This is a genomic window from Pseudomonas sp. LBUM1668 (genome assembly GCF_059695715.1).
This window is the reverse complement of record NZ_CP166787.1, coordinates 406,223-430,837: the sequence shown is the minus strand read 5'-3', so window position 1 is coordinate 430,837 and position 24,615 is coordinate 406,223. Positions and strand designations below refer to the sequence as shown.

The following is a 24,615-nucleotide window of genomic DNA, read 5'->3' as shown; positions in this document are numbered from 1 at the left end:
TCTTATTAACCTTTAAGCTGAGCCAGGGCGCGGTAATCCGCTCCCAGCGTGGCCTGTAGAACCTCTTTCGGATAATCGTCGGTCACTACCGCTTCGCCCATCCGGCGCAGCAGCACCAGGCGCAGACGACCGTCGATCACTTTTTTGTCGATTGCCATGTGTTCAAGAAAATCGGCTTCGCTCATTTCAGACGGCGGAATCACTGGCAGGCCGGCCCGCTGAAACAGACGAATGCCGCGATCGCGCTCCTGCTCGCTGATCCAGCCCAGACGCGCAGACATCTCCAGCGCCATCACGGTGCCAGCCGCCACCGCCTCACCATGCAACCAGACACCATAGCCCATGTGGGTCTCGATGGCGTGGCCGAAGGTGTGGCCGAGGTTGAGCGTGGCGCGTACGCCGGTTTCCTTCTCATCGGCGCCGACTACTGCAGCCTTGGCTGCGCAGGAGCGCTCGATGGCGTAAGTCAGGGCTGTTTGATCCAGCGCGCGCAAGGCGTCGACGTTGTCTTCGAGCCAGCCGAGGAACGGCTCGTCGCAGATCAGACCGTACTTGATGACCTCAGCCAGACCCGCCGACAGCTCGCGTGGTGGAAGGGTTTTCAGGGACGTCGTATCGATCAGCACCACGTTCGGCTGGTAGAACGCGCCGACCATGTTCTTGCCCTGCGGATGGTTGATCCCGGTTTTGCCGCCCACCGACGAATCGACCTGGGACAGCAAGGTGGTGGGGATCTGGATGAAATCGACGCCGCGTTGGTAGCAGGCAGCGGCGAAACCGGCCATGTCGCCGATCACACCGCCGCCAAGGGCGATCACGGTGGTACGGCGGTCATGACGGGCGGTCAGCAAACCGTCGAAAATCAGTTGCAGGGTTTCCCAGTTCTTGAAGGCTTCGCCGTCCGGCAACACCACGGAAATAACCGAGAACTGCGCCAGGCTGCGCGTCAGACGTTCGAGATAGAGCGGCGCAACGGTCTCATTGGAGATGATTGCCACCTGACGCCCGTGGATATGCGGAGCCAGCAACTCGGGCTGATCCAACAAACCTTCGCCAATATGAATCGGGTAGCTGCGCTCGCCTAGATCGACCTTGAGTGTCTGCATGTGTCCCCACAGTGAAGATGGAAGCAGGCGTCCTGCCCTGAATTATTGGTTACTGCGGCCTGTAGCGGGTATGACGCCGCCGGCACGCCATCCGCCACAACCTTGGCGGGCTGTGACAGGACGCCGAGGATAGCGCATTTCGGGCGATGCTTTAACGGGGAGGAAGCTGCGCCAGACGGTCGAGAATGTCGAGCACTACCATGCGCGGCGGCCGTTCGTCGGTTTCCACCACCAAATCGGCAATTTCCCGATAGAGCGGATCACGGATCGCGAGCAGGTCACGCAGGGTTTTCGCCGGATCGGCAGTGCGCAGCAATGGTCGATTGCGATCACGGGAAGTGCGGCCGACCTGCTGTTCGACGGAGGCGTGCAGATACACCACGCGCCCGCCGTCATGCAGGGCCTTGCGATTGGCGTCGCGCATGACCGCGCCCCCACCGGTCGCCAACACCACGCCGTCGAACTCGCATAGCTCGGCGATCATCGCCTGCTCGCGGTCACGAAAGCCCGGCTCGCCTTCCTTGTCGAAGATCCACGGGATATTGGCGCCCGTGCGCAGTTCAATTTCCTTGTCGGAATCTTTGAACGGCAGGCGCAGCTCTTTGGCCAATAATCGGCCGATGGTGCTTTTGCCAGCACCCATCGGACCTACAAGAATCAAATTTCGCACAGAATCAACGACTCACAGCAATCGCCTGGTTATTCATGATACGCGGAGTGAGAAATACCAGCAGCTCGGATTTTTTCTCCGAAACCACATCACGCCGGAAAAGGCGGCCAAGATACGGCACATCGCCAAGAAATGGCACCTTATCTACGACCTTGCTTTGAGTATTTGAGAAAACACCCCCAATCACGATGGTTTCGCCGTCATTGACCAGCACTTTGGCGTTGACCTCGTTCTTTTTGATCGGCGGCACATCCTGCACCTTGTTCAGGTAGTCCGGCTCGTCCTTGGTGACCTTGACCTCCATGATGATGCGGTTGTCCGGAGTGATCTGCGGGGTCACTTCCAGCGACAGCGAAGCCTCCTTGAACGACACCGACGTGGCGCCGCTGGAGCTGGCTTCCTGGTAAGGAATCTCGGTGCCTTTGAGGATCTTCGCGGTCTCTTTGTCGGAGGTGACCACTTTGGGCTGCGAAACGATTTCGCCGTTACCGGTCTTCTCCATGGCCGTCAGTTCCAGATCGAGCAGAACGTTGTCGGTAATGAATGCGATGCCGATCCCGGAAGTGTTGCCGACGGTCCCCATGTCGACGAACGGCGAGTTGGTACTGGTGCTGCCCGGCGTGCCGATGGTGGTTGATGAACCGTTGACCCCGGAGGCATTCCAGTTACCCTTGTTCTGGATTGAACCGCCCCAGCGCACCCCCAGACTCTTGTCGTAATCGACGTTGGCCTCGACGATGCGCGCCTCGATCATCACCTGACGCACGGGAATATCCAGTTGCGCCACGATCCGCCGCAGCTCGTCGAGACGATCCTGAGTCTGGTAGGCAATGATGTTGTTGGTCCGATCGTCGACAGTGATTGATCCACGCTCGTCGATCTTGGCCTCGGCGCTGGTTACCGACTGGAACAGCTTGGCGATGTCGGCAGCCTTCGCGTAGTTCACCTGCAACAGCTCACGACGCAGCGGCGCCAGTTCGGCGATCTGCTTCTGCGACTCCAGCTCCTGACGTTCGCGCGCGGCGATTTCATCAGCCGGGGCCACCAGCAGCACATTACCGATCTTGCGTTTATCCAGGCCTTTGGTTTTCAACACCAGATCCAGCGCCTGATCCCACGGCACGTTTTGCAAACGCAGGGTGATGCCGCCCTGCACCGTGTCGCTCGCCACCAGATTGAGGTTGGTGAAGTCGGCGATCAGTTGCAGCACCGAGCGCACGTCAATGTCCTGGAAGTTCAGCGAGAGCTTTTCACCGACATAGGCCTGACGATCGGCGTTGCGTTTTTGCAGGTCGTCGACGGTCATCGGGCGAATGCTGACGGTCAGCTTGTTGTCGGTCTGGAACGTGGAGTAGTCAAAGGTGCCGCTGGGCTCGACGGTAATGACCGTGCGATCACCGGTCACGCCGGCGTTGACGAATTGCACCGGCGTGGCGAAATCCTTGACGTCGAGACGCACCCGCAGCTTTTCCGGCAATTGCGTACGGGCGAAGCTGAGGATGATCTTGCCGTCATGCTCCTGGATATCAGGGGCGATGGTCGGGTCGGACAGGTCGATGACGACATTGCCCTCGCCCACTGTGCCACGCTGAAAATCCACACCGCGAATGGCGCGGGATTTCGGTACGAACGCCTTGGCGGGTGCCGCCGCAGCAGTCGCCGCACGCGGTGCAGCCACTGCCGGTCGCGGCGCCTTGACCGGCGCGCCCTGACCGACCACCACGAACAGATTGTTGCCCTCGACCCGAGTGTCGTAAGGCGCCAATTGCGTGAGGCTGACAATCAGCCGGGTGCGGTCCTTGGCTTCAACCACCGTGGCCGTGCGTGCATTGCCACTGCCCAGATCGAGATTTTTGCTCGCCAACTGACTCGCCACACCGGGCAAGTCCAGGGCAATTCGCGCCGGTGACTCGGTGGTGTAACCCTTGGGCTGCGGCGGCGGGCCGTCGAACGACAGCTTCAGTTCGACGCGATCACCCGGCAACGCCGCCACATTCAGCGCCTTCAAGTTGGCCGCCTGTACCATCGGTGACAACAGCGCTATCCATAGCGAAAAACCGAGGGTGGAGAAAATCCTGTTCATTGTTCGACTTCCACTATGAATGCTCTTTCAAAGGAATGGTGCGCGGACGTTCCAGCCAGGCGCCTTCGCCGTCGGGCACGATTTCAACCACATCGACCTGGGTGGCGCTGATGGCGACAATGCGGCCATCGTTGCGCCCCAGGTAATCGCCGACCTTCAGGCGATGCACGCCGCCGGCGCCACGCAACAGCGCGAAGGAACCGGAAGCATTGGCAATCGTGCCGACCATCTCGAACTGCTCGATGTTGAAACCTTCGAGGTATTGCTTGACCCGGGCGGGGTCGGGTTTGACGTTGCGTGAACCACGCTGCTGCCCGGCCAGATCGACGCGCACCTGCCGCGAGAACGGACTGCGCAGGTTGGCAGCGCTGTAAGTGAATGTTGGGTAAGACCGGAATGTCGGGGTTGGTTCAATTTTGCCTGGCGGACGCAAGCGCACTTCATTCATGTAGGCGTCGAGGTCGTTGAAGTCATTGCTGCCACCACAGCCGCTCAATGCCAGCAGGGCCATCAAGCCGGCGGAATAACGAACGAGGGTCATTTCTGCAGCCCCTTGTCGTTATAGCGGTAGGTCTTGGCGAGGATGCTCATGCGCAACTTCGACCCACCCTCTTTGCTGGCCGGGGCCAATTCGAAATCATGCAGGGTAACGATGCGCGGCAATCCGGCCACGCCGCTGACGAACGTCGCGAGGTCGTGGTAGGCGCCGGTGACGGTAATCTGGATCGGTAGCTCGATGTAAAACTGCTGGGTAACCTCCGGCAGCAGTTTGATTTCTTCGAACTCAAGACCACTGCCCAAACCCGTACGCGTGATGTCTTCGAGCAAGCCCGGCACTTCGGTGTCGCTGGGCAACTGGCGCAGCAGCACGCCGAAGGAGTTTTCCATCTCCTTCATCTGCTGGGTGTACAGCTCCAGATTGGCTGAAATGTGTGCCTTGCTGGCGAACTGTTGCTTGAGCGTGGCCTCTTCTTCACGCTTGAGCTCCAGCTGATTTTGCATGTCACTGATGAAAAAGTTATAGCCAAACGCCAATACCAGCACCATCAACAGCGCCCCGGCGATGGCTTTGACCGCGCCCGGCCACGACCCGATGTTGCTGGTGTCCAGATCGTTGAAGTCGATGTTGCGCAGACTCTCCAGCCATTCGGACGGCTTCATTGCGCGTCCTCCACAATCTTCGGCTGGGTCTGACGAACGGTCAGTTGAAAGACGTTGGTCTGCTCCACCTGATCGGCACTGGTCGCTTTGACTTCAGTGAGGCTTGCCGCGTCGAACCAGTCGGACGCATCCAGATTGCGCATCAGTTCGGAGACGCGGTTGTTCGACTCCGCCGCACCGCTGATCGACAAGGTTTTACCGACCATCTTCACGTCAGTGAAATACACGCCGTCGGGCAAGGTGCGCGCCAGTTGATCGAAGATTCGGCCGCTGACCTGCCGGTTGCCCTGCAAGTCCTGGATGATGCGCATGCGCTCGACCAGCTGCTGGCGATGGGCCTTGAGTTCACTGATCTGCTTGATCCGTTCGTCGACCACGGCAATCTGCTTGCCGATGTAGTCGTTGCGCGCCACTTGCCGGGCGATGGCCGCGCTGATGATCTGATCGGCGATGAACACCGCACCGATCGAACCGACCACCACGCCGGTCAGCGCCAGCAGGAAGCGTTTGCGCCGCTCTTCGCGGCGCTCCTCGCGCCAAGGTAAAAGGTTGATCCGCGCCATCAGTCGAAACTCCTGAGCGCGAGCCCGCAGGCGATCATCAAGGCCGGCGCGTCACTGGCCAGGGCCCCGGCGTTGACCTTGCTGCTCAGGGCCATATTGGAAAACGGATTAGCCACTTGGGTCGGTGTATCCAGGCGCTGTTCGATCAGCCGATCCAGCCCCGGCACCGACGCCGTGCCGCCGGCGAGCAGAATATGATCAACCGCGTTGTACTGGCCGGAAGCGAAGAAAAACTGCAAAGAACGCGATACCTGCTGCACCAGCGCCTCGCGAAACGGCTGCAACACTTCGCTGACGTAGTCGTCGGGCAGACCACCCTGTTTTTTCGCCAGCCCCGCCTGCTCGACGGTCAGACCATAGCGACGCTGGATCTCCTCGGTCAGTTGCCGGCCGCCGAACAACTGCTCGCGGGTGTAGATGATTTTTCCGTTGTGCAGGACGCTGAGGGTGGTCATGGTGGCGCCGATGTCGACCACCGCCACGGTCAAACGCTCTTGAGAAGCTGCCAGCTGCGTCGCGAGCAAGCCGAACGAGCGCTCCAGCGCATACGCTTCGACATCCACCACCCGCGCGGTCAGCCCGGCCAGCGCCAGTGCCGCTTCACGGACTTCGACGTTTTCCTTGCGACAGGCCGCCAGCAATACGTTGACCCGCTCAGGGTTACGCGGCGACACGCCCTGAACCTCGAAGTCGATGGCGACTTCGTCCAGCGGATAGGGAATGTATTGGTCGGCTTCAATCTTGAGCTGGTTTTCCAGTTCATCGTCGGAAAGCCCGGCGTCCATCTCGATGATCTTGGTGATCACCGCGGAACCGGCCACCGCCACCGCCACGCTTCTCAGCCCGGTGCGCGCCTTGGCCAGCACCCGGGTCAGGGCCTGACCCACGCCTTCGAGCTCGGCGATATTTTTTTCGACCACGGCGTTCGGCGGCAGCGGCTCCACCGCATAAGCCTCGACCCGGTAGCGATCACCCTGACGACTCAGTTCCAGCAGCTTCACCGACGTGGAGCTGATGTCGATCCCCAGTAACGCATTGGTCTTTTTATTGAAGAGTCCCAGCACTACCAATTCCCTATGACTTTCCGTGAGTTACGGACTCTGTAATACACATTGCGTTCCTTCACCCCGTCTTGACAGAAGCGCAAATGACGCCCCCAGCAGAAAAGTGCTTATAATGCCCAGCGATTTTTTCCGCTTTTTACTGCCTGCGCGGACAGTTCTGTGTGTAGCCGGAACCCCGTCGCCAAATTCATTTTTTGCCCTGGATGTCCAAAAGCCTTGATTCGTTTGCTGAAATTTTTCGGTTGGTCCATCGTCGCCGTTTTCTGCGGACTGCTTTTAGCTCTCAGCGGCGCGTATCTTTACCTTAGTCCGGGTTTGCCGTCCGTGGAGGCTCTGAGAAGCATTCAGTTGCAGATTCCCCTGCGGGTCTACAGCAGCGACGACAAGTTGATCGCAGAGTTTGGCGAAATGCGCCGTACTCCGATCCGTTTCGCCGACATTCCCCCCAATTTCATTAATGCGTTACTAAGTGCTGAAGACGACAATTTCGCCAACCACTACGGCGTCGATCCGAGCAGCCTGATGCGTGCCGCTACCCAACTGGTCAAGAGCGGTCACATTCAGTCCGGCGGCAGCACCATCACCATGCAGGTGGCGAAAAACTTCTTCCTCTCCAGCGAACGCAGCTTCTCGCGCAAAACCACTGAAATCCTTCTGGCCTTGCAGATCGAACGGCAGCTGACCAAGGACGAGATCCTTGAGCTGTACGTGAACAAGATCTATCTGGGCAACCGCGCCTACGGCATCGAGGCAGCGGCGCAGGTGTATTACGGCAAGTCGATCCGCGACGTCAGCCTGGCGCAGATGGCGATGATCGCCGGCCTGCCGAAAGCCCCTTCGCGCTTCAATCCGCTGGCCAACCCGGCGCGCAGTAAAGAGCGCCGCGACTGGATCCTGGGGCGCATGTACAAACTCGGCAAGATTACCGAGCCGGAATACACCGCTGCGATCAACGAGCCGCTGAACGCCAGCTATCACGTGCCAACCCCGGAAGTGAACGCACCGTACATTGCCGAAATGGCCCGTGCCGAAATGGTCGGCCGCTATGGCAGCGACGCCTACACCGAGGGTTTCCGGGTCACCACCACGGTGCCGAGCAACCTGCAGGAAATGGCCAACACCGCGCTGCATGAAGGCTTGATGACCTACGATCAGCGGCACGGCTACCGTGGCCCCGAATCGCGCCTGCCGGGCAAGACCCGCGAGGCCTGGGCAACCGAGCTAACCAAACAACGCACCATCAGCAGCCTTGAGCCGGCCATCGTCACTCAGGTGGACAAAAATGGCCTGCAAGTGCTGACCCGCACCGGCGAAGAACATGTCGCGTGGGACACCATGAAATGGGCGCGGCCGTTCCTTAATACCAACAGCATGGGCGCCAACCCGCGCCAGCCGTCGGATGTTGCGCAGATCGGTGATCTGGTCCGCGTGCAGCGCCAGAAAGACAATTCGCTGAAGTTCAGCCAGATTCCCCAGGCGCAAGGCGCGCTGGTGTCGCTGGATCCGCAGAACGGCGCGATCCGCTCGCTGGTCGGCGGTTTTGCTTTCGAGCAGAGCAATTACAACCGCGCCATGCAGGCCAAGCGTCAGCCGGGCTCGAGCTTCAAGCCGTTCGTCTACAGCGCTGCGCTGGACAACGGTTACACCGCCGCCACGCTGGTCAACGACGCCCCTATCGTGTTCGTCGACGAGTACCTGGACAAGGTCTGGCGCCCGAAGAACGACACCAACACCTTCCTCGGCCCGATCCGCTTGCGTGAAGCGCTGTACAAGTCGCGCAACCTCGTTTCGATCCGCCTGCTGCAAGCAATGGGCGTAGGCAAGACCATCGACTACATCACCCGCTTCGGCTTCAACAAGCAGGACTTGCCGCCGAACCTGTCGCTGGCGCTGGGTACCGCAACGCTGACGCCGATGGAGATCGCCACCGGTTGGGCCACGTTCGCCAACGGCGGCTACAAGGTCACGCCGTTCATCATCGACAAGATCGAAAGCCGCAATGGCGACACGCTGTTCGTCGCCAATCCGCCGACCGTTCCGCAAGGTGCCGCGGCCACTGAATCGTTCACGGTCAACGCCGCGCCGGTTCCGGGTGAAGCACCGGGCAGTGCTGCTGCGCCGCAAACGCCGGCAGTTGCTGAGCGCATCGTCGACGGGCGCACCATTTACATCCTCAACAGCATGCTACAAGACGTCATCAAGCGCGGCACGGGGCGTCGTGCGCTAGCCCTGGGCCGCAGCGACATCGCCGGCAAAACCGGTACCACCAACGAATCGAAAGATGCGTGGTTCTCCGGTTACAACGCCGATTACGTGACCACGGTCTGGACCGGTTTCGATCAGCCGGAAAGCCTCGGTCGCCGCGAGTTCGGCGGCACTGTGTCACTGCCGATCTGGATGAACTATATGGCGGCCGCCCTCAAGGACAAGCCGCCACACGTGCAGCCTGAGCCGGAAGGTATGCTGAGCCTGCGGGTGGATCCAGCCAGTGGTCGCGCGGCGACGCCGAGCACGCCGGGAGCCTACTTCGAGCTGTTCAAGGCTGAGGACACGCCACCATCGGTGAATGAGCTGGGGAATGGCTCAGTGCCGGGCAGTCCGCTGCCGGCGGATGAGCAGGCGCCGATTGATTTGTTCTGATTCAGCGACCTGATGAAAAGCCCCGCCTTTGTGAGAAGTGCGGGGCTTTTTTGTGCCTGCCATATTTGTAGTGGAGGTATCGCCTCATCGCGAGCAGGCTCACTCCTACAAGGGCCGAGGTGAGGCATATATGGAGCGAAGAACACAAAACCTTGTAGGAGTGAGCCTGCTCGCGATGGCGCCCTCACAAACCCCACAAAAACCTCAGCCACAAAAAAGCCCCGACTCATAACGAGCCGGGGCTTTTGCTTGAAGCGCTACAACGACTTAGCCGTTGAACACGTCATCCACGCTTTTCAGCGGGTAGTTCTTCGGATACGGCAGGGTTGCCACACCAGTCTCGATTGCGGCTTTGGCCACAGCGTCGGAGATCAGGGTGATAAGGCGCTTGTCCATTGGCTTCGGAATGATGTACTCACGACCGAATTCCAGCGGAGCACCACCGTAGGCATCGCACACGTCCTGAGGCACTGGCAGTTTGGCCAGTTCGCGCAGGGCATTGGCGGCAGCCACTTTCATTTCTTCGTTGATGCGCTTGGCGCGAACGTCCAGAGCACCGCGGAAGATGAACGGGAAGCCCAGAACGTTGTTGACCTGGTTCGGGTAATCCGAACGGCCGGTCGCCATGATCACGTCGTTACGGGTGGCGTGAGCCAGTTCCGGGGAGATTTCCGGATCCGGGTTCGAGCACGCGAACACGATCGGGTTTGCTGCCATCGACAGCAGGCCTTCAGCGCTCAGCAGGTTCGGACCGGACAGGCCGACGAATACGTCAGCGCCTTGCAGAGCATCAGCCAAGGTGCGTTTTTCAGTAGCGTGGGCGAACACGGCTTTGTACTGGTTCAGGTCGTCACGGCCGGAGTGGATCACGCCGGTACGGTCAACCATGAAGATGTTTTCGATGCTTGCGCCCATGCTCACCAGCAACTTCATGCAGGAGATGGCGGCAGCGCCGGCGCCCAGGCAGACGATTTTAGCTTCCGGCAAGGTTTTGCCAGCGATTTCCAGGGCGTTGATCATGCCCGCAGCGGTCACGATTGCGGTGCCGTGCTGGTCATCGTGGAATACCGGAATGTCGCACTGCTCGATCAGAGCACGTTCGATCTCAAAGCACTCAGGCGCCTTGATGTCTTCCAGGTTGATGCCACCGAAGGTGATGGAGATACGCTTGACGGTGTCGATGAAGGCTTGCGGGCTTTCGGAGTCGACTTCGATGTCGAAAACGTCGATGCCGGCGAAGCGCTTGAACAGCACGCCTTTACCTTCCATGACTGGCTTGGAAGCCAATGGCCCGAGGTTACCCAGGCCGAGAATCGCGGTGCCATCGGAAATGACTGCAACCAGGTTGCCCTTGCCGGTGTACTTGTAGGCCAGTTCAGGATCGCGAGCGATCTCGCGCACTGGTTCAGCTACGCCGGGGCTGTAGGCCAGCGACAGGTCGCGGGCGGTAGCAGTGGCCTTGGTGAGCTCGACACTCAGCTTCCCTGGACGAGGATGAGCATGGTATTCGAGAGCGGCAGTTTTCAGATCAGACATTTTGGCATTCCGCTTTTTTACTGTTGGACAGACTGGTCAGCGAGGATACGCGCCTCGCAAAGTCCCCACAAGACTGAGCGGTCACCCCTGTCAAGCGGCCTGCCCTACGACTTTGGGCCAAGAGCCACGGCGCACAAGGGCTTGACTGTTCACAATCGACAGAAAAAATGTCTACAATTTTTCTTCAGCGTGCGCTCTGCAGCATGGAAGGATCGGTCAGTGGCAGCAGCCAACGCGGTTGACCCGGTTTCAACCCACCGCGCCGCGAACGATCAACCACCCAGCCGCGCGCCTCGATTTGCTTGCCCTTCAGTGCTTGCAAGCGGGTATTGTCGAATTGTCCGACCAGATTGGGTGCAACGCGCAATACAAGCGAGTCCTGCAACTCGATCCAGATTCCACCGCGATTGCGTTGCACTTTGCTCACACGCCCACTGACCACGGCAAAACCCGAGCGCTGGATCTGCTCCGCTTTCAGTACCGGTGATTGCCGCCAGAGCCCTCGACCCGCCTGTCGCGCGTCGCGTTCGGCCGCTTGCTGGCAGGCAACAAGATCGACATTCGGCGCCACCGCGACCTGAAAACCCAGGCCATCGGCGAGCATTTGCGCTTCGAGGTTAGCGCCGCTGGCGCTGTAGATGTGGGCCAGCGTGCGGCCGTAATGGTCTTTGGACTCTTTGCCGGGAACCACACCGACACGCCCGCCGCTGTCGGCCACCAGCGTTTCCAGGCGTTTACGTGCAGCAACAGCGAATGGCTCGTCGCTGCGACCCTGCTTGCCGAGTTCAGGCGTATTGAGGCCGATCATCCGCACGCTGCGGCCGTCGCTCAGGCGCAAGGTGTCGCCATCGACCACGCGCTGCACGGCGATTTGCGTCAGTCCGGCGGGTGCCGGGCAGTATGCAAGGGCGGTGGAAAGCCAAATCGCAGGCATAAAAAAGGCGCCCGCAAGGGACGCCTTTTTCAGCAGCGAGGAAAAGCCCACCGGGCTCTTCAACCTTACTCTGCAGCAGCAGGTTTCTTGCCGAAAGCACCGAAACGGTCTGCGAAGCGCTGAACGCGGCCGCCAGTGTCCAGAGTCTTTTGCTTACCGGTGTAGAACGGGTGGCATTCGTTGCAAACGTCGATTGGCAGAGCTTTGCCGAAAGTCGAACGGGTTTCAAACTTGTTGCCACAGCTGCAGGTAACAGCGATGACTGGGTAATTCGGGTGGATATCAGCTTTCATGGTGTCTTCCTCAGCTAGCGTGCCGCCATCCAACACTATTGTTGAATACCGCACGTAATTAGGCCGCGGATTCTACCAGACCTTTGCAATCACGCAAGCTGTCACTGAGACCGACCGTCTGCTAGGCTCCCGACCCAATACGCGATCCCCTTGTAGGAGTGAGCCTGATCGCGATAGCGGTCGGCCACCCGACATTTGTGTCGTCTGACACACCGCTATCGCGAGCAGGCTCACTCCTACAGGGTTATGTGCCTGCTCCCTTTTTACCGCCTGTTGATCGAGATCCCCCCGCGTGCCCGACGCCATTTTGCGCCTCGCCCTGCCTTCGCCTTTGCGCCGCCTGTTCGACTATCGAGCGCCGGCCGGCGTGCTGCGCGAGCAGTTGCAACCAGGTATGCGCCTGCGGGTGCCTTTCGGCCGACGCGAGATGATCGGGATTCTGGTGGAGGTGACTGACACCAGCGAAGTGCCGGTGGAGAAACTCAAACCGGCGCTGGCCCTGCTCGATGCCACTCCGCCGCTGCCACCGGCGCTGTTCAAGCTGTGCCTGTGGACATCCCAGTATTATCAGCACAGCCTCGGCGACACCTTGAGCTGGGCGCTGCCGGTGCTATTGCGTCAGGGTGAACTGGCCGAAGCCCGGCAGGAGCGCTTCTGGTCGGTCATGCCGGGCGCCAGCGTCGATGATCCGCGCATCGCCCGTGCACCGCGGCAGCGTGAAGCGTTGACCACACTGGCCCAACACCCTCACGGCGTCGCCCATCAATTGCTGAGCAAACTGATGCTGAGCAAGGACAGTCTCGATCTGTTGCTGGCGAAAAATCTGGTACAGGTGGAAATCCGCCGCCATGCACCCGGCGCACGCCATGAACATTGGCTGGCGCAACCGGAGTTGCCGCTCAACACCGAGCAGCGCGCCGCGTATGAGGCGATTCGCGCAGGCTTCGACAGTTATCACGCGTTCCTGCTGGCTGGCGTCACCGGCAGCGGCAAAACCGAAGTCTATTTGCAACTGATCCGCGAAACCCTCGAGGCCGGCAAACAGGCGCTGGTGCTGATCCCGGAGATCAACCTCGGTCCGCAGACGCTGGCGCGCTTCGAACAACGTTTCAACGCACGGATCGCCCTGATCCACTCGGCCGTCAACGATCGCGAGCGCCTCGAGGCCTGGCTCGCCGCCCGCGACGGCGAGGCCGACATTATTATCGGCACCCGCTCGGCACTGTTCACCCCGATGAAGAATCCGGGGTTGATCATCATCGACGAAGAACACGACGGCTCCTATAAACAGCAGGAAGGCTTGCGCTACCACGCCCGTGATCTGGCGCTGGTGCGCGCACGACAGGAAAACATCCCGATCGTCCTCGGCTCCGCCACGCCTTCGCTGGAAAGCCTGCACAACGCCTACACCGGCCGTTATGGCCTGCTACGCCTGAACGAGCGGGCCGGCGGTGCCAAGCAACCGCGCTTCCTGCGTCTGGATGTGAAAAGCCGCCCACTCGACAGCGGGATTTCCGGGCCGATGCAGCAAGCCATTGGCCAGACCCTGGCAAATGGGCAACAGGTGCTGGTATTTCTCAACCGTCGCGGTTTTGCACCAACGCTGCTTTGTCACGATTGCGGCTGGATGTCTGAATGTTCGCGCTGCGATGCGCGGATGACCGTGCACCAGCGCCACGGCGAACTGCGCTGCCACCACTGCGGCTACGTCGAGCGCACGCCGCGCCAGTGCCCGAAGTGCAACAAGGTCGATCTGCGCCCGGTCGGCGCCGGTACCGAGCGCGCAGAGGAACGCCTGGCGATTCTGTTCCCGGATTACCCGGTGCTGCGGGTCGACCGCGACAGCACTTCGCGCAAGGACGCGATGAATCAGCTGTTCGCGACGATCCAGAAGGGCCAGCCATGCATTCTGGTCGGCACGCAGATGTTGGCCAAGGGGCACCATTTTCCGCGGGTGACGCTGGTGTCGATTCTCGATGCCGACGGTGGCTTGTTCTCCGGCGACTTCCGCGCCAGCGAGCGCATGGCGCAGTTGATCGTGCAGGTCGCCGGACGCGCCGGCCGGGCGGAAGAGCCGGGCAAGGTGATCATTCAGACCCACCTCGCCGACCATCCTTTATTGGTGCAACTGACCGAACAGGGTTATTTCGCCTTTGCCGAACAAGCCTTGAGCGAGCGCCGCGCCGCCGGTCTGCCGCCATTCGCGCATTTGGCGCTGTTGCGTGCCGAAGCGCATAAACCGGGGCAGGCCGAGGGTTTTCTCGATGAGGCGTGCAGCGAGGCCGAGCGTTTACTGGTCGAGCAGGGGCTGAACGGGATTGAACTGCTTGGGCCGGTGCCGGCGCCGATGGAGCGGCGCGCTGGGCGTTATCGCGCGCAGTTGCTGTTGCAGGCGACGGCGCGGGCACCGCTGCACCGGCTGCTGGCCAGTTGGTTGCTGGTCCTGGAGCAGATGCCGAGCGGGCGGGCGGTGCGATGGTCGCTGGACGTTGATCCCGTCGACTTGTATTGAAGATCAAGAGATCGCAGCCTGCGCCAGCTCCTACAGTGAAATGCGATTCCCTGTGTAGGAGCTGCCGCAGGCTGCGATCTTTTGATCTTAATGTCACCACATATCCATAAGCTGCCTGCTAAGGTTGGCAAGCCCGTCTTCGCAACGGATAATGCCCAGTTTTTCCACCCGCGCATCGATGCGCCGCCGCGCTTGCGGTCGAAAGAGAAGACCATGAAAGACACCATTCGCCAGCTGATCCAACAAGCCCTCACCCAACTCGTCAACGAAGGTGTGTTGCCTGAAGGCCTGTCGCCGGCGATTCAGGTGGAGAACGCTCGTGACAAGACTCACGGCGACTTCGCCAGCAACATCGCGATGATGCTGGCCAAGCCTGCAGGCATGAAGCCGCGCGATCTGGCGGAAAAAATCATCGCTGCGCTGCCCGCCGACGAAAACGTCACCAAGGCCGAAATCGCCGGCCCGGGCTTCATCAACTTCTTCCAGAACACTCAGGCGCTGGCTTCGCGACTCGACGCTGCCTTGGCCGACGCCCATGTCGGGGTGCGCAAGGCAGGTCCTGCGCAGCGCACCGTGGTCGACCTGTCTGCGCCGAACCTGGCCAAAGAGATGCACGTCGGCCACTTGCGCTCGACCATCATTGGCGATGGTGTGGCACGCGTGCTCGAGTTTCTCGGCGACGAAGTGATCCGTCAGAACCACGTCGGCGACTGGGGCACCCAGTTCGGCATGCTGATGGCCTATCTGCAAGAGAACCCGATCACCAGCGACGAGTTGTCGGACCTGGAAAACTTCTACCGCGCCGCCAAGCAGCGTTTCGACGAGTCCGCCGAATTCGCCGACCGCGCCCGTGGTCTGGTGGTCAAGTTGCAGGCCGGCGACGCCGAGTGTCTGGCGCTGTGGACCAAGTTCAAGGACATCTCGCTGTCGCACTGCCAGAAGATCTACGAGCTGCTCAACGTCAAACTGACCATGGCCGACGTGATGGGCGAAAGCGCCTACAACGACGACCTGATCAATGTGGTCAACGACCTGAAAGCGGCCGGCATGCTGGTCGAGAGCAACGGCGCCCAGTGCGTGTTCCTCGATGAGTTCAAGAATGCCGACGGCGACCCGCTGCCGGTGATCATCGTCAAGGCTGACGGCGGTTATCTCTACGCCACCACAGACCTGGCGGCCGTGCGCTATCGCAGCGGCAAACTGAAAGCCGACCGTGCGTTGTACTTCGTCGATCAACGTCAGGCCCTGCACTTCCAGCAAGTGTTTGCCGTGGCGCGCAAGGCCGGTTTCGTGACCCATCCGATGGAAATGGAGCACATGGGCTTCGGCACCATGAACGGCGCCGATGGCCGTCCGTTCAAAACCCGTGACGGCGGCACCGTGAAGCTGATCGATCTGCTGACCGAGGCTCAGGATCGCGCCTACAACCTGGTGAAAGAGAAGAACCCGGAGCTTGCCGAAGACGAGCTGCGCAACATCGCCAAGGTCGTCGGCATCGGTGCGGTGAAATACGCCGATCTGTCGAAACACCGCACCAGCGACTACAGCTTCAACTTCGACTTGATGCTGAACTTTGAAGGCAACACCGCGCCGTATCTGCTCTACGCCTACACCCGTGTGGCCGGTGTATTCCGCAAACTGGGCAAGGACTTCAGCGAAGTCGACGGCCAGATCGTCCTCGAAGCGGCACACGAACATGAGCTCGCAGCGAAGCTGGCGCAGTTCGGCGAAGTGTTGAACAACGTGTCCGATAAAGGCACGCCGCACATTCTTTGCACCTACCTGTACGACGTCGCCGGCCTGTTCTCGAGCTTCTACGAGAACTGCCCGATCCTCGCCGCCGAAACCCCGGCTCAGATGCAGAGCCGTCTGCGTCTGGCCGCGTTGACCGGTCGCACCCTCAAGCAAGGCCTGGAGCTGTTGGGTCTGGAAACTCTGGAGCGTATGTAAGTTGGCTGCCAAGAAAAAACCTGCACCCAAACGTGGCGCCAGCCGTTATCAGGCGCCTGCGAAGCAGCCGATTCCGGGCTGGCTGTGGATGGCCATCGGCCTGACGGTCGGTGCGTTCATCGTGTTCCTGATGAAGCTGGAGCCTGGCAAGGGCAGCGACACGGTCAAGCGCGAGAAGGTCGAGCAACAGCAAAAAGCGAAAATCGCCGAGGCCAACAAGACCCCGCCGAGCCCGACACAACCGGTGAAGCCGAAGTACGACTTCTACACTTTGCTGCCGGAATCGGAAGTGATCGTGCCGGCGGATGCCGTACCGGAGAAAACCCTGCCGACGCCGCAAGTGCCGACCACACCGGTGACCCCGGCGGAAGCAGCAAAAATCGACACTGCGCGGGCTCAGGCAGCACTGGCGGGCATTACCCCGCCGCCGGCACCTCCGGTGAAAGCAGCGCCGGTGACCAAATTCTTCCTCCAGGCCGGTTCGTTCCGCAAAGAGGCAGATGCGGACAAGGTTCGTGCGCAGATCATTTTGCTCGGCCAGGCGGTTGCGGTTGAGTCGGGCACGGTGAAGGATGAAACCTGGTATCGCGTACTGGTCGGCCCGTTCAGCAACCGTGAACAGCTGACCACGGCGCAGAAACAACTGGCCGGCAGCGGTTTTAGCAACCTGTTGTTACAACAACGCCAGAGCCGCTGATTTCCTCCCACACGGGCGCCACAAATCCCCTGTAGGAGCTGCCGAAGGCTGCGATCTTTTGATTTTGTTTCAGATCAAGATCAAAAGATCGCAGCCTTCGGCAGCTCCTGCAGGGGGTCGCCGTTCGTCCCTCCACGCCCTCCCCGGTTGAAATCCTCTCCACCACCCCCATATGAATGGGCATAGGCATTTTCGCCCCGCTGCGTGGAGACTCTTCCCTTGACCACCATCGTTTCAGTCCGCCGCCACGGCAAAGTCGTCATGGGCGGCGACGGCCAGGTTTCTCTCGGCAACACCGTGATGAAAGGCAACGCGAAGAAAGTTCGTCGCCTGTACCACGGCCAGGTCATCGCCGGTTTTGCCGGTGCCACCGCCGACGCCTTCACTTTGTTTGAACGCTTTGAAGGCCAGCTCGAGAAACATCAGGGCCACCTGATCCGCGCCGCTGTCGAACTCGCCAAAGAATGGCGCACCGACCGCTCCCTCAGCCGCCTCGAAGCCATGCTCGCGGTCGCCAACAAAGACGCCTCCTTGATCATCACCGGCAACGGTGACGTGGTCGAACCGGAAAACGGCCTGATCGCCATGGGCTCCGGTGGCGGTTACGCCCAGGCTGCGGCCAGCGCGCTGCTGAAAAAGACCGATCTGTCGGCTCGCGAAATCGTCGAAACCGCACTCGGTATCGCCGCCGACATCTGTGTATTCACCAACCACACTCAGACCATTGAGGAGCAGGATCTCGCTGAAGAAGCCTGACTCGGCCCCGTGCCACGGCTTTTTTCTGCTTGAGGACCGCCAAAAATTATGTCCATGACTCCCCGCGAAATCGTCCACGAACTCAACCGCCATATCATCGGCCAGGACGATGCCAAGCGCGCCGTCGCGATTGCCCTGCGCAACCGCTGGCGCCGCATGCAGCTGCCTGAAGAGCTGCGCGTTGAAGTGACCCCGAAGAACATCCTGATGATCGGCCCGACCGGTGTCGGTAAAACCGAGATCGCCCGTCGTCTGGCGAAACTCGCCAATGCGCCGTTCATCAAGGTCGAAGCGACCAAGTTCACCGAAGTCGGCTATGTCGGCCGTGACGTCGAGTCGATCATCCGTGATCTGGCGGATGCCGCGATCAAGATGCTGCGCGAACAGGAAATGTCCCGCGTTCGCCACCGCGCCGAAGACGCCGCCGAAGACCGCATCCTCGACGCGCTGCTGCCGCCGGCGCGCATGGGCTTCAGCAACGAAGACGCGCCAAGCTCGGATTCCAACACCCGTCAGCTGTTCCGCAAGCGTCTGCGCGAAGGTCAGCTGGACGACAAGGAAATCGAGATCGAAGTCGCCGAAGTGGCCGGCATCGAGATCGCCACGCCGCCAGGCATGGAAGAGATGACCAACCAGTTGCAAAGCCTGTTTGCCAACATGGGCAAGGGCAAGAAGAAGTCGCGCAAGCTCAAGGTCAAAGAAGCGCTGAAACTGGTGCGCGACGAAGAAGCCGGGCGTCTGGTCAACGAAGAAGAGTTGAAGGCCAAGGCGCTGGAAGCAGTCGAGCAGCACGGCATCGTGTTTATCGACGAGATCGACAAAGTGGCCAAGCGCGGCAATTCCGGCGGCGTCGACGTGTCCCGTGAAGGCGTGCAGCGCGACCTGCTGCCGCTGATTGAAGGCTGCACCGTCAACACCAAACTGGGCATGGTCAAGACTGACCACATCCTGTTCATCGCGTCCGGTGCATTCCACCTGAGCAAGCCGAGCGATCTGGTGCCGGAACTGCAAGGTCGTCTGCCGATCCGCGTCGAACTCAAGGCCCTGAGCCCGGAAGACTTCGAACGCATCCTCAGCGAACCGCATGCCTCGCTCACCGAGCAATATTGCGCGCTGCTGAAAACCGAAGGCCTGAACATCGAGTTCCAGCCCGAAGGCATCAAGCGCATCGCCGAGATCGCTTGGCAGGTCAACGAGAAAACCGAGAACATCGGTGCCCGTCGTCTGCACACGCTGCTCGAGCGTCTGCTGGAAGAGGTGTCGTTCAGTGCCGGCGATCTGGCCAGCACTCACGATGACAAGGTGATCCTGATCGACGCTGAATACGTCAACAGCCACCTCGGCGAATTGGCACAGAACGAAGACCTGTCCCGTTATATCCTGTAGGTCACTTCTCCCTGTAGGAGCTGCCGCAGGCTGCGATTTTTGATCGTGTTTTTTGAAGAGCAAAGTCAAAAGATCGCAGCCTTCGGCAGCTCCTACTGGGTGTTTCACTCAGTCGGATGACCTGCAATGACTACTATCCCCACCGACATCAAGCTGCACAAAGCCTCGAAAACCCTGACGCTCACCTACGCGTCCGGCGAGGAGTTCACCCTGCCCGCGGAATTTCTGCGTGTACATTCTCCCTCCGCCGAGGTCCAGGGCCACGGCAAACCCATCCTGCAATTCGGCAAGCTCAATGTCGGCCTGACCAAGCTGGAACCGGCCGGTCACTACGCACTGAAACTGACCTTCGATGACGGCCACGACAGCGGCTTGTTCACTTGGGAATATCTCTATGAGCTGGGGCGACGTCATGACGCACTCTGGGCCGATTATCTGGCCGAGCTCAAAGCCGCTGGTAAAACCCGTGATCCGGACGAGTCGATCGTCAAGCTGATGCTCTAGTCCGAGGGTCGTGCTCTTTAGAGGGCATTTTCTAACTTCATCTGTTTGAATGCTCCGCTGCGGCGTCGAGGATCGGCCCGCTTGCGAAAAAAATTAAACTCGGGTAACCAATGGAGCTGGCAAGTTCCCTGCAGTGCTCTACGACTGTAAAGCAGCTATGCAGAATTAACGGTCACCCGAGCAGTAGTACCTGGCAATCGCTGTGGAACTGCACAGCAGAAAACCGGGTACTCGTCTCAGGACAATGGAGCGTCGTAGATGAGTAACAAGAATAACGATGACCTGAAGTACCAAGCCTCGGAAAACACCCTGGGGCTTAATCCCGTCGTTGGGCTGCGCGGAAAGGATCTGCTGGCCTCTGCTCGTATGGTGCTGAAACAGGCCATCAAACAACCGATCCATAGCGTCAGGCACGTCACCCATTTCGGCCTCGAACTGAAGAACGTGCTGTTTGGTAAATCCGAACTGCAACCGGCAGGCGATGACCGTCGTTTCGCTGATCCTGCGTGGAGCCAGAACCCGCTCTACAAACGTTATCTGCAAACCTATCTGGCGTGGCGCAAGGAACTCCATGCCTGGATCGACGACAGCAGCCTGTCGCCCAAAGATATCGCGCGCGGCCACTTCGTCATCAACCTGATGACCGAGGCCATGGCCCCGACGAACACCGCGGCCAACCCTGCAGCGGTCAAGCGCTTCTTCGAAACCGGTGGCAAAAGCCTGCTCGACGGCCTCTCCCATCTGGCCAAGGATCTGGTGCACAACGGCGGCATGCCGAGCCAGGTCAACATGGGCGCGTTCGAGGTCGGCAAGAGCCTGGGCGTGACTGAAGGCGCGGTAGTGTTTCGCAACGATGTGCTGGAGCTGATCCAGTACCGGCCGATCACCGAGCAAGTCCACGAGCGACCACTGTTGGTGGTGCCGCCACAGATCAACAAGTTCTACGTATTCGACCTGAGCCCGGACAAGAGCCTGGCGCGTTTCTGCCTGCGCAACAACGTACAAACGTTCATTGTCAGCTGGCGTAACCCGACCAAGGCGCAGCGCGAGTGGGGCCTCTCGACGTATATCGATGCACTGAAAGAGGCGGTCGACGTGGTCACCGCGATCACCGGCAGCAAAGACATCAACATGCTCGGCGCCTGCTCCGGCGGCATCACCTGCACCGCCCTGCTCGGCCACTATGCGGCGCTCGGACAGAACAAGGTCAACGCTCTGACCCTGCTGGTCAGCGTGCTCGACACTACGCTCGACAGCGACGTCGCCCTGTTCGTCGACGAGCAGACCCTGGAGACCGCCAAGCGCCATTCGTATCAGGCCGGTGTGCTTGAGGGCAAAGACATGGCCAAGGTCTTCGCGTGGATGCGCCCCAACGACCTGATCTGGAACTACTGGGTCAATAATTACCTGCTCGGCAACGAGCCGCCGGTGTTCGACATCCTGTTCTGGAACAACGACACCACACGGTTGCCGGCAGCGTTCCACGGCGACCTGATCGAGATGTTCAAAAACAACCCACTGATTCGCCCCAATGCACTGGAAGTGTGCGGCACACCGATCGACCTCAAGCAGGTCACTGCCGACATCTTTTCGCTGGCCGGCACCAACGACCACATCACCCCGTGGAAGTCTTGCTACAAGTCGGCGCAATTGTTCGGTGGCAAAGTGGAGTTCGTGTTGTCGAGCAGCGGCCATATCCAAAGCATTCTGAACCCGCCGGGCAACCCGAAGTCCCGATACATGACCGGCGAAGAAATGGCCGCCAATGCCGAAGACTGGCAAGAGAACTCGACCAAGCACACCGATTCCTGGTGGCTGCACTGGCAAGCGTGGCAGGCCGAACGGGCGGGCAACCTGAAAAAGGCCCCGACCAAACTGGGCAACAAGGCTTACCCGGCGGGCGAAGCGTCGCCGGGCACTTACGTACACGAGCGGTAACTGACACCACCCGTCCTTGTTGGAGCTGCCGCAGGCTGCGATCTTTTGATTGTGTTTTTTACAATCAAGATCAAAAGATCGCAGCCTGCGGCAGCTCCTACACGGGGGATGGTGAATTTAAATCCACAGGGCCTGACGCATGCCGCAACCGTTCATATTCCGTACCGTCGAGCTGGATGGCCAGACCCTCCGCACGGCGGTACGCCCCGGCAAGCCTCACTTGACGCCCTTGCTGATTTTCAACGGCATCGGCGCCAACCTGGAGCTGGTGTTTCCATTTGTCGCGGCGCTGGACCCGGATCTGGAAGTGATCGCCTTCGACGTGCCCGGTGTCGGCGGTTCCTCGACGCCCAATCGGCCCTATCGTTTTCCTGGCCTGGCCAAACTGACGTCGCGGATGCTCGATTATCTGGACTACGGTCAGGTCAACGTGATCGGCGTGTCGTGGGGCGGCGCGCTCGCGCAGCAATTCGCCTACGACTACCCCGAGCGCTGCAAGAAACTGGTGCTGGCGGCGACCGCTGCCGGTGCCGTGATGGTGCCGGGCAAGCCGAAAGTGCTGTGGATGATGGCAAGCCCCAGGCGCTACATCCAGCCTTCCCATGTGATCCGCATCGCGCCGCTGATCTACGGCGGCTCGTTTCGCCGCGACCCGACGCTGGCTGCCAGCCATGCCGCGAAAGTGCGTTCGGCAGGCAAGCTCGGTTACTACTGGCAACTGTTCGCCGGCCTTGGCTGGACCAGCATTCACTGGCTGCACAAGATCCATCAACCGACGCTGGTGCTGGCCGGCGACGACGATCCGCTGATCCCGTTGATCAATATGCGCATGCTCGCCTGGCGAATTCCCAACGCCCAGTTGCACATCATCGACGACGGCCATTTGTTCCTGATTACCCGCGCCGAAGCTGTGGCACCGATCATCATGAAATTCCTTCAGGAGGAACGTCAGCGAGCGGTGATGCACCCGCACCCGACACCGCTGGGCGGTTAATCGCTGCGGCAGGCTTTATGCAGGGCTTTATGCAGAGTGCGCGGCAGGACGCCGCGCAGGCAGCAACCCATAACAGCGTCTATGGTGTTCTGGTTCGGTGAGTTTGTTTTTGGCCTGAAGACGAAGGAGTGTTGAGTCATGCGCGACAAACCAGCGAAGGGCGTAGTGCCCAGCCCAGCCGTTTTCATCAACGCACAAAGTGCGATCACCGGCCTGCGTGGTCGGGATATGATCTCGACGCTGCGCAGTGTCGCCGCGCACGGCCTGCGCAACCCCCTCCACAGCGCAAAGCACGCTCTGAAACTGGGTGGCCAGCTTGGTCGCGTTTTGCTTGGCGAGACCCTGCATCCGACCAATCCGCAGGACGGCCGTTTTGCCGATCCGGCGTGGAGCCTCAATCCATTTTATCGGCGCAGTCTGCAGGCGTATCTGGCCTGGCAGAAGCAGGTCAAGAGCTGGATCGACGACAGCAACATGAACCCGGACGACCGCGCCCGCGCGCACTTCGCCTTCACCCTGCTCAACGACGCCGTGGCGCCGTCCAACACCCTGCTCAACCCGCTGGCGATCAAGGAGCTGTTCAACTCCGGCGGCAACAGTCTGGTGCGTGGCCTCAGTCATTTGTTTGATGATTTGCTGCACAACGATGGCCTGCCACGGCAGGTGACCCGTCAGGCTTTCGAGGTCGGTAAGACGGTTGCCACCACGCCAGGCTCGGTGGTGTTTCGCAACGAGATGCTCGAGCTTATCCAGTACAAGCCGATGAGCGAAAAACAGTACGCCAAGCCGCTGCTGGTGGTGCCGCCGCAAATCAACAAGTACTACATTTTCGACCTCAGCCCGCACAACAGCTTCGTGCAGTACGCCCTGAAGAACGGCCTGCAGACTTTCATGATCAGCTGGCGCAACCCGGATGTGCGCCACCGCGAGTGGGGCTTGTCGACGTATGTGGAGGCCGTGGAAGAAGCGATGAACGTGTGCCGGGCGATCACCGGCGCCCGCGAGGTTAACCTGATGGGCGCCTGTGCCGGCGGCCTGACCATCGCCGCCCTGCAAGGTCATTTGCAAGCCAAGCGCCAGTTGCGCCGCATCTCCAGCGCCACCTACCTGGTCAGCCTGCTCGACAGCCAGATCGAAACCCCGGCCACGCTGTTTGCCGATGAGCAGACCCTCGAAGCCGCCAAGCGTCGCTCCTATCAAAAAGGCGTGCTGGATGGTCGCGACATGGCCAGGATCTTCGCCTGGATGCGCCCCAACGATTTGATCTGGAGCTACTTCGTCAATAACTACCTGCTGGGCAAAGAGCCGCCTGCCTTCGACATTCTTTACTGGAACAACGACAACACTCGCCTGCCGGCCGCCTTTCACGGCGACTTGCTGGATTTCTTCAAGCACAACCCGCTGACCCATCCGGGCGGGCTGGAAGTGTGCGGCACGCCGATTGACCTGCAGAAAGTCACGGTCGACAGCTTCAGCGTCGCCGGCATGAACGACCACATCACGCCGTGGGATGCGGTGTATCGCTCGACCCTGTTACTGGGTGGGGAACGGCGTTTCGTGCTGTCCAACAGCGGCCATGTACAGAGCATTCTCAACCCGCCAAGCAACCCGAAAGCCGCGTATGTCGAGAACGGCAAGATGAGCAGCGACCCACGCGCCTGGTATTACGACGGCAAACACGTCGACGGCAGCTGGTGGCCGCAGTGGCTGGAATGGATTCAGCAGCGCTCGGGCGCCCAGCACGAAACCCAGATGCCCCTCGGCAACCCGAACTATCCACCGATGGAGGCAGCACCCGGTACTTACGTGCGTGTGCGCTGACGCTTAA

General features: G+C 60.3%; 20 protein-coding genes. 10 read left to right on the top strand and 10 right to left on the bottom strand.

Annotated elements, in window-relative coordinates; translation table 11 throughout:
- Nucleotides 1-5 precede the first annotated feature (5 nt).
- The 7 genes from aroB to ACA061_RS01910 all read right to left on the bottom strand — a co-directional run bounded on the left by aroB (nt 6) and on the right by ACA061_RS01910 (nt 6,647).
- Complete coding sequence (aroB, locus tag ACA061_RS01940) at nt 6-1,106, bottom strand: 3-dehydroquinate synthase (protein WP_497300461.1); 1,101 nt, start codon at nt 1,104-1,106, stop codon at nt 6-8.
- A gap of 151 nt (nt 1,107-1,257) precedes the next feature.
- Complete coding sequence (aroK, locus tag ACA061_RS01935; RefSeq protein ID WP_210554317.1) at nt 1,258-1,776, bottom strand: shikimate kinase AroK; 519 nt, start codon at nt 1,774-1,776, stop codon at nt 1,258-1,260.
- A gap of 4 nt (nt 1,777-1,780) precedes the next feature.
- Nucleotides 1,781-3,859, bottom strand: a complete 2,079-nt coding sequence (locus ACA061_RS01930) for a type IV pilus secretin PilQ (RefSeq protein ID WP_497300460.1) — start codon at nt 3,857-3,859, stop codon at nt 1,781-1,783.
- 13 nt (nt 3,860-3,872) lie between these two features.
- Nucleotides 3,873-4,400 carry a pilus assembly protein PilP gene (locus tag ACA061_RS01925; protein ID WP_210701210.1) on the bottom strand — a complete coding sequence of 176 codons (528 nt, stop codon included), beginning with the start codon at nt 4,398-4,400 and terminating at the stop codon, nt 3,873-3,875.
- Complete coding sequence (gene pilO, locus ACA061_RS01920) at nt 4,397-5,020, bottom strand: type 4a pilus biogenesis protein PilO (RefSeq protein ID WP_150604838.1); 624 nt, start codon at nt 5,018-5,020, stop codon at nt 4,397-4,399. Before pilO ends, ACA061_RS01925 begins: the two co-directional genes overlap by 4 nt.
- Nucleotides 5,017-5,583, bottom strand: coding sequence for a PilN domain-containing protein (locus ACA061_RS01915; protein WP_150604837.1), 567 nt, complete (start codon nt 5,581-5,583; stop codon nt 5,017-5,019). The genes pilO and ACA061_RS01915 overlap by 4 nt, the downstream gene beginning before the upstream one ends.
- Nucleotides 5,583-6,647, bottom strand: coding sequence for a pilus assembly protein PilM (locus tag ACA061_RS01910; protein ID WP_210554321.1), 1,065 nt, complete (start codon nt 6,645-6,647; stop codon nt 5,583-5,585). The genes ACA061_RS01915 and ACA061_RS01910 overlap by 1 nt, the downstream gene beginning before the upstream one ends.
- A gap of 216 nt (nt 6,648-6,863) precedes the next feature.
- Between ACA061_RS01910 and ACA061_RS01905 the strand changes: the two genes are divergently transcribed.
- A complete protein-coding gene (locus ACA061_RS01905; protein ID WP_497300459.1) occupies nt 6,864-9,287 on the top strand; it encodes a penicillin-binding protein 1A in 2,424 nt (807 codons plus the stop codon).
- A gap of 267 nt (nt 9,288-9,554) precedes the next feature.
- On the opposite strand, the gene ACA061_RS01900 is transcribed toward ACA061_RS01905, so the two are convergent.
- From ACA061_RS01900 to rpmE, 3 genes are all read right to left on the bottom strand, one after another.
- Nucleotides 9,555-10,823 (bottom strand): malic enzyme-like NAD(P)-binding protein, encoded by a 1,269-nt coding sequence (locus tag ACA061_RS01900; protein WP_497300458.1) that lies wholly within the window; start codon nt 10,821-10,823, stop codon nt 9,555-9,557.
- 184 nt (nt 10,824-11,007) lie between these two features.
- The gene (locus ACA061_RS01895; protein ID WP_497300457.1) at nt 11,008-11,757 is read right to left on the bottom strand and encodes a thermonuclease family protein; all 750 of its coding nucleotides are present in this window, start codon (nt 11,755-11,757) and stop codon (nt 11,008-11,010) included.
- A 65-nt stretch (nt 11,758-11,822) separates the two neighbouring features.
- Nucleotides 11,823-12,050, bottom strand: a complete 228-nt coding sequence (rpmE, locus tag ACA061_RS01890) for a 50S ribosomal protein L31 (protein WP_016984589.1) — start codon at nt 12,048-12,050, stop codon at nt 11,823-11,825.
- A 292-nt stretch (nt 12,051-12,342) separates the two neighbouring features.
- On the opposite strand from rpmE, the gene ACA061_RS01885 reads away from it, so the two are divergent.
- The 9 genes from ACA061_RS01885 (at nt 12,343) to phaC (ACA061_RS01845) (ending at nt 24,608) form a co-directional block, all read left to right on the top strand.
- Complete coding sequence (locus ACA061_RS01885) at nt 12,343-14,562, top strand: primosomal protein N' (RefSeq protein WP_210554324.1); 2,220 nt, start codon at nt 12,343-12,345, stop codon at nt 14,560-14,562.
- Between the two features lie 213 nt (nt 14,563-14,775).
- Nucleotides 14,776-16,512 carry an arginine--tRNA ligase gene (argS, locus tag ACA061_RS01880; protein ID WP_210701213.1) on the top strand — a complete coding sequence of 579 codons (1,737 nt, stop codon included), beginning with the start codon at nt 14,776-14,778 and terminating at the stop codon, nt 16,510-16,512.
- A gap of 1 nt (nt 16,513) precedes the next feature.
- Nucleotides 16,514-17,209 (top strand): SPOR domain-containing protein, encoded by a 696-nt coding sequence (locus tag ACA061_RS01875; protein ID WP_150593934.1) that lies wholly within the window; start codon nt 16,514-16,516, stop codon nt 17,207-17,209.
- Between the two features lie 219 nt (nt 17,210-17,428).
- On the top strand, nt 17,429-17,965 hold the full coding sequence (gene hslV, locus ACA061_RS01870) for an ATP-dependent protease subunit HslV (RefSeq protein WP_003220875.1): 537 nt from the start codon (nt 17,429-17,431) through the stop codon (nt 17,963-17,965).
- A 48-nt stretch (nt 17,966-18,013) separates the two neighbouring features.
- Nucleotides 18,014-19,351, top strand: coding sequence for an ATP-dependent protease ATPase subunit HslU (gene hslU, locus ACA061_RS01865; protein ID WP_150604830.1), 1,338 nt, complete (start codon nt 18,014-18,016; stop codon nt 19,349-19,351).
- A 126-nt stretch (nt 19,352-19,477) separates the two neighbouring features.
- Nucleotides 19,478-19,855: a gamma-butyrobetaine hydroxylase family protein gene (locus ACA061_RS01860; protein ID WP_210554326.1), complete on the top strand. Its 378-nt coding sequence runs from the start codon at nt 19,478-19,480 to the stop codon at nt 19,853-19,855.
- A gap of 258 nt (nt 19,856-20,113) precedes the next feature.
- On the top strand, nt 20,114-21,793 hold the full coding sequence (gene phaC / locus ACA061_RS01855) for a class II poly(R)-hydroxyalkanoic acid synthase (protein ID WP_150604828.1): 1,680 nt from the start codon (nt 20,114-20,116) through the stop codon (nt 21,791-21,793).
- A gap of 139 nt (nt 21,794-21,932) precedes the next feature.
- Nucleotides 21,933-22,787 (top strand): poly(3-hydroxyalkanoate) depolymerase, encoded by an 855-nt coding sequence (gene phaZ, locus ACA061_RS01850; RefSeq protein WP_150604827.1) that lies wholly within the window; start codon nt 21,933-21,935, stop codon nt 22,785-22,787.
- Nucleotides 22,788-22,925: 138 nt separating this feature from the next.
- On the top strand, nt 22,926-24,608 hold the full coding sequence (phaC, locus tag ACA061_RS01845) for a class II poly(R)-hydroxyalkanoic acid synthase (RefSeq protein WP_210701214.1): 1,683 nt from the start codon (nt 22,926-22,928) through the stop codon (nt 24,606-24,608).
- Nucleotides 24,609-24,615 lie beyond the last annotated feature (7 nt).